General features: G+C 42.9%; 10 protein-coding genes. 7 read left to right on the top strand and 3 right to left on the bottom strand.

What is annotated here, in order from left to right; translation table 11 throughout:
- Positions 1-326: 326 nt before the first annotated feature.
- Positions 327-1,718 (bottom strand): chain-length determining protein, encoded by a 1,392-nt coding sequence (locus DW677_RS08690; RefSeq protein ID WP_117566967.1) that lies wholly within the window; start codon positions 1,716-1,718, stop codon positions 327-329.
- 50 nt (positions 1,719-1,768) lie between these two features.
- Positions 1,769-3,607: a glutamine--fructose-6-phosphate transaminase (isomerizing) gene (gene glmS / locus DW677_RS08685; RefSeq protein ID WP_117566965.1), complete on the bottom strand. Its 1,839-nt coding sequence runs from the start codon at positions 3,605-3,607 to the stop codon at positions 1,769-1,771.
- 89 nt (positions 3,608-3,696) lie between these two features.
- On the opposite strand from glmS, the gene DW677_RS08680 reads away from it, so the two are divergent.
- The 7 genes from DW677_RS08680 (at position 3,697) to DW677_RS18740 (ending at position 9,496) form a co-directional block, all read left to right on the top strand.
- Positions 3,697-4,128: a hypothetical protein gene (locus tag DW677_RS08680; RefSeq protein ID WP_117566964.1), complete on the top strand. Its 432-nt coding sequence runs from the start codon at positions 3,697-3,699 to the stop codon at positions 4,126-4,128.
- A gap of 55 nt (positions 4,129-4,183) precedes the next feature.
- Positions 4,184-5,269, top strand: coding sequence for a hypothetical protein (locus DW677_RS08675; RefSeq protein ID WP_117566962.1), 1,086 nt, complete (start codon positions 4,184-4,186; stop codon positions 5,267-5,269).
- Positions 5,262-6,242 carry a hypothetical protein gene (locus DW677_RS08670; protein WP_117566961.1) on the top strand — a complete coding sequence of 327 codons (981 nt, stop codon included), beginning with the start codon at positions 5,262-5,264 and terminating at the stop codon, positions 6,240-6,242. The genes DW677_RS08675 and DW677_RS08670 overlap by 8 nt, the downstream gene beginning before the upstream one ends.
- Before the next feature lie 16 nt (positions 6,243-6,258).
- Complete coding sequence (locus tag DW677_RS08665; protein ID WP_181968330.1) at positions 6,259-8,055, top strand: metallophosphoesterase; 1,797 nt, start codon at positions 6,259-6,261, stop codon at positions 8,053-8,055.
- Entirely contained in the window at positions 8,042-8,671 is a 630-nt protein-coding gene (thyX, locus tag DW677_RS08660; protein ID WP_117566958.1) for an FAD-dependent thymidylate synthase, read from the top strand. The genes DW677_RS08665 and thyX overlap by 14 nt, the downstream gene beginning before the upstream one ends.
- 149 nt (positions 8,672-8,820) lie before the next feature.
- Positions 8,821-9,168 carry a transposase gene (locus DW677_RS18745; RefSeq protein WP_242992140.1) on the top strand — a complete coding sequence of 116 codons (348 nt, stop codon included), beginning with the start codon at positions 8,821-8,823 and terminating at the stop codon, positions 9,166-9,168.
- Complete coding sequence (locus DW677_RS18740) at positions 9,158-9,496, top strand: IS3 family transposase (protein WP_242992139.1); 339 nt, start codon at positions 9,158-9,160, stop codon at positions 9,494-9,496. The genes DW677_RS18745 and DW677_RS18740 overlap by 11 nt, the downstream gene beginning before the upstream one ends.
- 6 nt (positions 9,497-9,502) lie before the next feature.
- Here DW677_RS18740 and DW677_RS19180 read toward each other — a convergent pair.
- On the bottom strand, positions 9,503-9,821 hold a 319-nt coding region (locus DW677_RS19180; RefSeq protein WP_347473105.1), incomplete at its 5' end, for a hypothetical protein.

The raw sequence follows: 9,821 nt of genomic DNA, 5'->3' as shown, positions 1-9,821 counted from the left end.
TTATTAGCCACTACTGTTACAACGTTAGTATAGCACTTCAGTATTGTCTTCCACATTCAGCATACGTCAATATCGCTGTGTAGTCAAGCTGAACCACTATACCATTATAATTCGTCAGAATCCCGTTCCATTGCGTAAACGCTATGGAGCGTTTACAATTTAAATAACAAAAAGGAAGCCACCTCTCCGAACTCTCCACCAACCATAGAAAATTCCAAGCGATCGCTCCCTTTTTCTCTCATTCAATATTCACCTATAAACTAAAACTACTACAACCTACAATCAACCTCTCGGTTCCAGTGTTCCCGTACGGACATTAGTGTTCTCTACTCCAACACCACACACCCCACAACGCTCTTCCCAAGATCCTTCACTCTCTCAATCTCCAGTTCCAGCGCACTATACTTAGACATACCGCACTGCTCAACAAACACGACACCATCGCACTCCGGCAGCTTCTTAACGGTCTCAGCGTCCTCCAGCATGCAGTTTCCAGAGATCACGCGGATTCCACTAAGCTCTTTCTCCAGCGCCTCCGCAGCCTCTCTAAGGACCTCAGGATCCACATCACCGGTAACAAGAATGGTCTTCATTCCATCCGCATAGTTCCTAATATTCGCCGCGATCAGCCCATACTCCGTCTCAGCGTTCACGTTGCATGCGCGTCCCTCAAGACGATTCAGCCATGCGTCGATCGCTCCAGCTTTCTTTCCGCCCTTGGAAAGTCTTCCAAGGACTTTTACCTTGTAACGGAATCTGAGTTCCTTTGCGGAATACAGCTTATCGCTCATCACAAACGCAACACAGATTCCAAACACAACAAGGAAGCCACCGAGAACTCCGCCGAGAATTCCGTATTTGATCGCGCTCTTTAACGCCGCACGCTTGGAAGAATCGACTTCCTTCGGCTCCTCAAGTTCATCATACGCAGTCTGCTTTGTCTGTAAACTGTCATTCAGCGTTGTCAGCTTCTCGGTCTGCTGACGCTGAAGTTCTGCAAGATCAAGGTTCACCAGCGCGCTGACACTCTCATTTACGATAGAAACTGTATGTTCCCCAATACTTGTGGCGATCCGGTCATGCATATCGTCTACATGTGCCAGAAACGCGCCAAGAACTTCCTCGGCATCTTCTTTTGTCGTATGCTTTACATCAATCGTAAGCATACGGTTTAACTGGCCATCCTGATTTGCCCCGATCGTCACTTCCACAAGTTCTTCCAGATATCTCGGCTCCGTCTTTACCTGCTTCGCAACATCCTCAAGAACTGCGCTGCTGGTTAAAAGAGACTGATATGCCTGAAGGATCGTATCTGTATTATCACGATTCTGATACTCCATTCCCGGCATGATCTGATATCCTGTGGAAACGAACAGATCCGCTCTCGCCTCGCATACATCGTACGGACTCATGTTGATCCAGATCGAATGATCCAGATATTCCTGCTGATTCGCAATATCTGTTCGGAGATTTTCCATCTCACGTTCATATGTGGACTTATTCTTCTCATAGAGCTCCAGATCATTCTGGTAAGTTACTCTCGCTTCCTTCGCCGTCTCCGGGTCATTCTGATTCCTGTAAGTCATCGTGCCCTTCGCACCACCAAGCAGAACCGCCATAATAACCGCGACTGCAAGCACCGGTCTCCACTTATGAAGAACCGCAAACATCAGGTCCTTCAGGTCGATCTCTACAACTTCATTTGAATTGTTTTCCATGGTACTCTCCTTCATCTTTATTTCCCAACATGTGAAATCCCACGCAAAAATTATTCCACCGTCACACTCTTCGCCAGATTTCTCGGCTTATCTACATCAAGTCCCTTTGCGACAGATACATAATATCCCATAAGCTGCAGCGGAATCACCGCCAGACTCGCCGCAAACAGCGGATCCGTCTTCGGGATATAGATCACAAACTCCGCGCAGTCCTCGATGCTGTAATTTCCATACGTCGTGAGCGCCATCAGATACGCCCCACGGCTCTTGCACTCGACCATGTTGCTGACAGTCTTCTCATAGAGATCCTGCTGCGTCAAAACTCCGATCACCAGCGTTCCCGGCTCGATCAGGCTGATCGTTCCATGCTTCAGCTCACCGGCCGCATAGGCCTCAGAGTGGATATAGCTGATCTCCTTCATCTTAAGACTGCCTTCCAGGCTCACCGCATAGTCGATTCCACGGCCGATAAAGAACATATTCTGTGCGTTCATCTGCTTCGCCGCGAACCACTGGATCCGCTCCTTGTCCTCGAGAAGCTTCTCGATCTTATCCGGGATCGTCTGAAGCTCCGCGATCAGCTCCGCTGCCCTGTCCTCATCAATCATTCCACGCACGCGGGCAAATTCGATGGATAAAATATAGGATGCGATCAGCTGTGTGCTGTACGCCTTCGTCGTCGCAACCGCAATCTCCGGTCCCGCAAGCGTGTAGAAAACATGGTCCGCTTCCCGGGCGATCGTGGATCCGACTACATTGACGATCGCTAACGTCTTAACCCCATAGGCCTTCGCCTCCCGGAGCGCCGCAAGACTGTCCGCCGTCTCTCCGGACTGGCTTACGATGATCACAAGAGAATTCGGCGCAAACAGCATTCTCCGGTAACGGAACTCCGACGCCAGCTCTACGCGGACCGGGATCTGCGCCAGATCCTCGATCACATACTGGGCAGCAACACCAACATGATAAGCGGAACCACAGGCAACAATATAGATCTGCTGCAGCTTCTGGATCTCTTCCTCCGTAATTCCAACTCCACTAAGATCGATCTTGCCATCCCGAACTACAGAATTTATCGTATCCCGAATCGCTTTCGGCTGCTCATGGATCTCCTTCATCATAAAATGCTCAAAGCCCGCTTTCTCCGCAGCTTCCGCATCCCACTGGATCTCCACCAGATCTTTCTCGATCTCATCGCCGTCCAGGTTGTAGAACGTCACATTTCCCTTCTGCAGACGGCACATCTCCATATTTCCAATATAATAAACATTTCTCGTATACTTTAAGATTGCCGGAACATCCGACGCGACAAAAGACTCACCATCCGCAACACCGATGATCATCGGGCTGTCCTTTCTCGCCGCATAGATCTCTTCCGGATAATCCCGGAACATGATGGCCAGCGCGTAAGAACCGCGGATCCGCACCATTGCATGGTTGATCGCGTCCACCGGCGTATGCTCATACTTCTTATAGTAATAATCGATCAGCTTGATCGCAACCTCTGTATCCGTATCAGAATAGAAGTTATATCCCTTGTGCTGCAGCTTTTCCCGCAACTCCTGGTAATTCTCGATAATTCCATTGTGGACACCAACTACATTCCGGTCATCGCTGCAGTGCGGATGCGCGTTCAGCTCACTCGGTTCCCCGTGTGTCGCCCAGCGGGTATGCCCGATTCCGCATGTTCCGTGCATTGCGGTTCCATCATTCGTCTTTTCCGCAAGAACGCGCAGGCGACCTTTCGCCTTTACGATCTCCACATCCTTCTCGCCGTCCCGGACCGCGATTCCCGCCGAGTCATATCCACGGTATTCCAGTTTTTCAAGTCCGTCAAGCAGCACCGGAGCCGCCTGTCTATGTCCTGTAAATCCAACGATTCCACACATATGTAAATTCCTTCGTCTTTCTCAAATCTCATATTCTGTCGAAAAGACAGTTGGTTTGATTATAACACACTCGAGAAAGCCATACAAGTATGATCCTGACTGATACCGCCGTTTCCGGAAAATTCCCGGAGAATTTCCAGAGAATTGCCGCATATTCTCCTGCCATCGCCTCCATTGTGATTTTTCTGGATCCTACTTATAATTTTTGTAATCCCAACGTAACCATTCAGCATCTTTACAGTTACTTTTCAATTACAAATGATACCGCATCGTGCGGCAGAACGGAGGTCCCATGGAACATTTATTTGAAACATATCTCACCCAGCGATAGTATAATTAACATATCAAAAGATATGAGGGAGGCAGTCAAATGCCAGGTTTTAGTCCTCCTTGAAAAATCTATTGATTTTCTCAAGTATGCACTAAAAATGGTTATAGTGAAAGGCGAGTGGTTTGACCTTTACGAAAATATTTACATAGATTTCGATATAGTGTTTGTGAAAATCTTCAAACTGGTGTAAAATGAAATCAGTAACCAGTTTGGAGGTTTTATTTTTTAGGGGAGAGTAAGCAGAAATGATAGATCGGTTGCCTCAGGTAATTAATAAAACAGCAATATATTATAAAATTTTGCCTGAATTAACAGAATGTTATAAATATTTGCAGAAGGGACAGCAGACAGCAGTTTCTCTGGTGGAAACGGAAAGCATCTATTCCAATGCAATTCCGCTGTTTATGACCATGCTGAATTTGTTGAAGAGTAAGAGTGGCTGCCCGGTGTATCTGGAGTTGGCATACAATCCGAAATTGCTTGCCTTTTTAGATTCTATAGGTTTTTTTTCAGTCTTGAAAAGATATAATATTGCGGAATATGAGGAAGGTTATCTGGGCGGGTTCAATAATTATTGTGATTATGAACGCTTACAAAGAAATGTAACGAAAATTTTTGTAAATGAACCATATATATATTTTGAAGAATGGGGCGAAGCGAAAAAAAAACGGACGAGGGATACACTTTCTGGCAATGTGAAGAGTATGCTTCGAAATACTCCGTTTTTTCGATCTGAAACAACACCGATACGGGGTGATCAGCTGTGGGAGAATACATTAACGGCAGCTACAGAATTAATCGTGAATGCACAAATACATAGTCATTCATTGAGTTATGCGTATATGCAGATGGGAATTCCGTTAAGTCCGGAACTGAATGGATATATTTTGACGATAGCAGATGCTGGAAGAGGTTTTTATGAGTCGATTGGGGAGAGAATAAAAAAAGGCGGCAGTTCTTTCAGAAGGCAAAGAGAAGAATTTTATATTTATGCAGAGTGTTTGGGCATTAATGTAAAAAAAGAGATTAATTTTCTTTCTATTATGGAAGCTTTGTATTATTCACAGATGCAGGCGCGTGATATGGATCTTTATAGATTAAAAAATCTTTTGGCAGTTTCAAAAGCAACGCTTCGGATACATCAAAAAAATACAGAGGTTGTATTTACCTATGCAGCCTGCCAGAAGTGCGAAAACAGGGATATTTTAAATTGTGTACAGTGCGTATGGGCAAGAAGAAATACCAAAAACTCGCCATTGAAAAAGTATCCGATCTCGATGGCCGGAGTGCATGTTGAAGTCGAATTTGTACAGGAGAAGAAGCATGTTTGAAATCATAGACGAGAAGAGCAAACAGATTGTAGTGTCTGTACATCTGGAACAGATTTATACAGTGCTAAAAAAAGCGACACGCCTGAAAGAACGGAATCAGCTATTTAAAGAGGAACGTTGGAACATAGAATGTGTGGAAGATTTATTTCACAGGATATTCGAATCCAAACAGTATCAGGATTATCAGATCGTAATTGATTTCAGCCATGTGCGTTATATATATTCGAATGGAATAAGCAGATGGATAAGCTGGTTGGAAAAGAATATAAACAGGGTGCAGGTATGTCACCACGAGGCATTTTGGTTATACAATGGAATTGGAGAAATAAAAGGGCTTCGTGAGAGTGAAAGTTTAGATTACCGGGAGAAGTTTAACTGGTATGGAAAGCATTATATAAAAAATAAATGCTGCGACAAAGCAGGATACAATACACAGACTGGCACAAGACTGGATGTTTACATCGATGTTAAGAAAATCATAAATGAGAATGTTGAAATACTTCGCTGGTGTTATATCATTGCATATGATTTAGATGCGGAATTTACTTCCCGGGGTGAGACGATGACAGAAAGAAATATGCTTTTTTGCCATACGCTGAATGGAAGCTATATTGCAGGGGTTTTGTCACAGCTTTTGGGGCTCAATCTTATTTATGTGGATCATCTGGGACCGTATAACAAACTGAACCGGGCTGATTTTTACAGAAATGATTCTCGTGCGGGGAAATTTATCATCGTTGCAGATATGATTTGCCAGGGAAATGAATTTTTGCGCGCAAAAAACATTGTAGAATATCTTGGCGGATCCGTGAGAGGGTGCGCAGGGATTTTGAAACTGGAAATATCAAAAAGATTATTACAAAACAAGATCCAGGCATTTGCAATATCCTATGAACCGAATGAGGCACGGACAGAGTTAGGATATACGATATCTACACCGCTGTGTGCAGGAAATTGTACAGGCAGTAAGTAAAGGGGGGCCGGTAACTGTGGCGGAACATAAAATAATCCATATATCAGACTTACATTTTGATGAGAAGGGAAACTCTCTGCTGCAGAATTCAGAGTTTTTGGACGCGTTTCTAGAGTCACTGAAAAAATTGGACAAAACCGTAGACACGTTGATTATCAGTGGTGATATTGTTGATCGGGGTGGCACGGAAATTGCATATCAGAAGGCAGCAGGAGTAATAAATAAGATAAAAACAGAACTGAATATCACCCATACAGTATGTGTTCCTGGTAATCATGATGTAAACCGGAATTTGCTTGCCGGAATTAAAGGTAAAGCAGAGATAGATGAAACAAACTTGTGGAAGTATCGCGATAAAAAACTGGAATATTATAAGCAGTTTTTGCCACAGATAGGCTTACAGGACAACGCGAATAAAGCAGTGGTATCCTGTGTGGTTTTGGAGAATCCCAAAGTGCTCCTGCTTGGCCTGGACAGTACGCATAGGATTGGTGATAAGGATGAGTATGGCTTTATCAGTGATGAGGATTTAAGGCTGGAATTGGAACAATTATTTGGGAAAACAGCCAAAGCTTATAAGGATTATACGAAAATTGCAATTATGCACCATCGGCCGGTTATTTATGAAAGCTCTTCGCAGTCTGTGACAGATAATAACTCTTCTCGGATTGGACAATATGGAACCTGCGATACGAAAAACTGGAATAAAATCAAAAAGATATTACTGGCTTATGATATACACTATGTTTTGACGGGGCATGTTCATGGAACACAAAGTGGACAGATAAGACCCTGTGAGGAACCCAATGATCAGATAAATTATAGTACGGTTGGAAGCCTGGGAGTGGATTTTAATCGGGAATTTATCGAAAAAATGGAGCTGCAGGATAAAACAGAACTCACGGAACGAATAAAAAATCAGTTGGTTGAGCTTTCGTTTTATGGACATCACAATGCCTATAACGTGTGGACAATTTCAGATACCGGTCTGATTCAGGAAGAGCAGTATAAATATTTCATAGATGAAGGTGTAGCAGAATGGAAGTGCTGGAACACAAAAATATTCCAGAATGAAGATATATCAGAGGTATCAGATGAAGGTGAAGAAAATGGAGGGTTGTTTGATAAGCCGTCAGAACAGTTGTCAGAACAGCTGAAAGTTGATTATGACACACCAGATTATGCTGAAAAGTTATTAACTATAGTATCGGAGCAGCAATTGTATAAAACGGGACATTATCATTGGAAAAATTCCTATAGATTGAACTGGCTCGATACATCGTATTTTTTTCAACATAAGGACGCGCTGTTTTCGATTGCGGATGGAATAGCAGATTTGTTTAACAGAAAAGCTGATCTGAAGGATATAGACTGTATTATAGGGTTGGGAATTAAAGGAGCTATTTTGCTATCGTATATCCGGTTCCTGTTTCCAGATAAGGCATGTTCCTATTTGCCGGAAAATAAAAAAGAATACAATAAATATGAGTGGCAGTTGTTTGAAAAAAATGAAAAAATAAAAGCGGTTGCTGTGATTACGGATGTCGTTCATTCCGGGGAAACGGTGAAAGTACTTGCGAAAGAACTACATAGTAAGGTGGGGCATTTTCTGGATATGAAAGTGATTACGATATTTGATACAACATCTTCGAATAAGATAGCAGGCATAGAGGATACAGCAAAATTTTCATTATTCAGCTTGGCCAAAATTAGAATTTTTGATTGTCCGTCAGCTTGTGACAGCTGTTTGATCTATGAAAAGAGACTTGCAAATATCATTGAATATAAGGAGGAGCAGCATGAGAGTTATTAAACCAAGTGTTGAATTGTTAGATCAGTTAGATGGAAAAGAAATGTTAAAAAAGATTGAGAAGATTGGGCGGGTCTGCTATAAATCGGAAGACCGGATTACGGAGGATTCTGCTGAAAAATTTATCAGAAATATTTTAAAAAGCGGACATGAATCTGTGATTGAGCATGAAAAAATCTCTGTCAGGATTATTTGTGATCGCGGGGTTACACATGAAATAGTCAGACACAGAATTGCGAGTTACAGTCAAGAAAGTACAAGGTATTGTAATTACAGCAATGAAAAATTTGGAAAAGAACTTACTCTGATTCAGCCGCTTTTCTGGAGTGAGGACAGTGCGGAATATAAAGTATGGCTGGATTCCATGCAGGTAATCGAAGATAATTACAATAAATTAATGGGACTGGGGGCAGAACCGCAGCAGGCAAGAAGCATTTTGCCAAACAGCTTGAAAACAGAGATTGTTGTTACTATGAATTTGCGCGAATGGAGACATTTCTTTAAACTGCGGACGGCAAAGCGGGCCCATCCTCAGATGCGGGAAGTGGCATGTATGATTTTGGATTTATTTAAGGGATATGTGCCGGTTATTTTTGATGATATAGAATATGAGGCTTAGATGGAGCTATGTCGTATTGAATATAAAAATGGAGAAACAAGACAAATAAAGAAGTTACCTATAATGGTATCGTAATTTAAGACACTTTGAGAGACATTTTTTAATGAATCTGGTATACTGTAAGCACTATAGAAAGAAGGATCATTTTTATGCCTCGAACAAGAAGAAATTTCTCCGCAAAATTCAAATCCGAGTTAGTCATTGAACTGCTCAAAGGAGAAAAGGACTTAAATACAATTGCCAGCGAAAATAACATTCAGCCAAATCTTCTTCGCAACTGGAAAAAAGAATTCCTCGATAAAGCATCGGTTGTCTTCGATGATTCAAGAGAAGACAACTTGAAAGAGAAACTCGCCTTAGAGCGCAAGAAAAAAGCCGAATACGCGAAAAAAGTTGGCCAGCTCACCATGCAGGTGGATTGGTTGAAAAAAAAATCTGAAGAAACACTTGGACCTGACTACGAGAGTAAATTTAGTCCGAAACCTTTTGAAGACTAAAGAATTCCCGATAAAAACAGGTGCTGAGCTTCTTGGAATCAACCGCACCAGCGTGTACTATAATGGAACACCCATATCTCAGGAAGAGTTAGAATGCAAGACTATCATTGATCATCTGCATACCGATAATCCTGCCTGGGGAGCTCGTCAAATGTCTTTACAGCTGAAAATGCGTGGTCATCAGGTGGGACGCCGGAAAACGCGCCGCTATATGATTGAAATGGGGATTGATCCGATCTATCCAAAGATGAATCTTTCCAAACGTATGCAACAGGCAAAAGTCTGCCCGTATCTGCTTCGTAACGCCGTTATCGACCGTCCAAATTAGGCATGGTCAATCGACATCACCTATATCCCCATCAAGCACGGCTTCCTGTATCTGACAGCCATCATTGACTGGTATAGCCGTTGTATTGTTGGCTGGGAGATAGATGATACCTTGGACACCAGAATGGTCATAAACGCGCTGAAAAAAGCTTTCAAGGTGGCAAAACCCCTGATTCTGAACTCTGATCAAGGATGTCAGTTTACAAGCACCGAGTACATAGCATTTCTCAAAGAAAACCATATCCGTCAGAGTATGGATGGAAAAAGCCGCTGGGCAGACAACATCATGATTGAACGCTGGTTTCGTAGCTTCAAATATGAGGAAG

Origin of the sequence: Clostridium sp. AM25-23AC (assembly GCF_003435125.1) — a bacterium.
GTDB classification, from domain to species: domain Bacteria; phylum Bacillota; class Clostridia; order Lachnospirales; family Lachnospiraceae; genus Pilosibacter; species Pilosibacter fragilis.
Note: the sequence above shows the minus strand (reverse complement) of the source record. Positions and strands in the feature narration are given on the sequence as shown.

Excerpts from the sequence above, each read along its gene's own strand:
- thyX (WP_117566958.1), top strand. The coding sequence starts at position 8,042 with ATGAGAGTTATTAAACCAAGTGTTGAATTGTTAGATCAGTTAGATGGA.
- DW677_RS18745 (WP_242992140.1), top strand. The coding sequence starts at position 8,821 with ATGCCTCGAACAAGAAGAAATTTCTCCGCAAAATTCAAATCCGAGTTA.
- DW677_RS08670 (WP_117566961.1), top strand. The coding sequence starts at position 5,262 with ATGTTTGAAATCATAGACGAGAAGAGCAAACAGATTGTAGTGTCTGTA.
- DW677_RS08690 (WP_117566967.1), bottom strand. The coding sequence starts at position 1,718 with ATGGAAAACAATTCAAATGAAGTTGTAGAGATCGACCTGAAGGACCTG.
- DW677_RS08680 (WP_117566964.1), top strand. The coding sequence starts at position 3,697 with ATGATCCTGACTGATACCGCCGTTTCCGGAAAATTCCCGGAGAATTTC.
- glmS (WP_117566965.1), bottom strand. The coding sequence starts at position 3,607 with ATGTGTGGAATCGTTGGATTTACAGGACATAGACAGGCGGCTCCGGTG.
- DW677_RS08675 (WP_117566962.1), top strand. The coding sequence starts at position 4,184 with ATGATAGATCGGTTGCCTCAGGTAATTAATAAAACAGCAATATATTAT.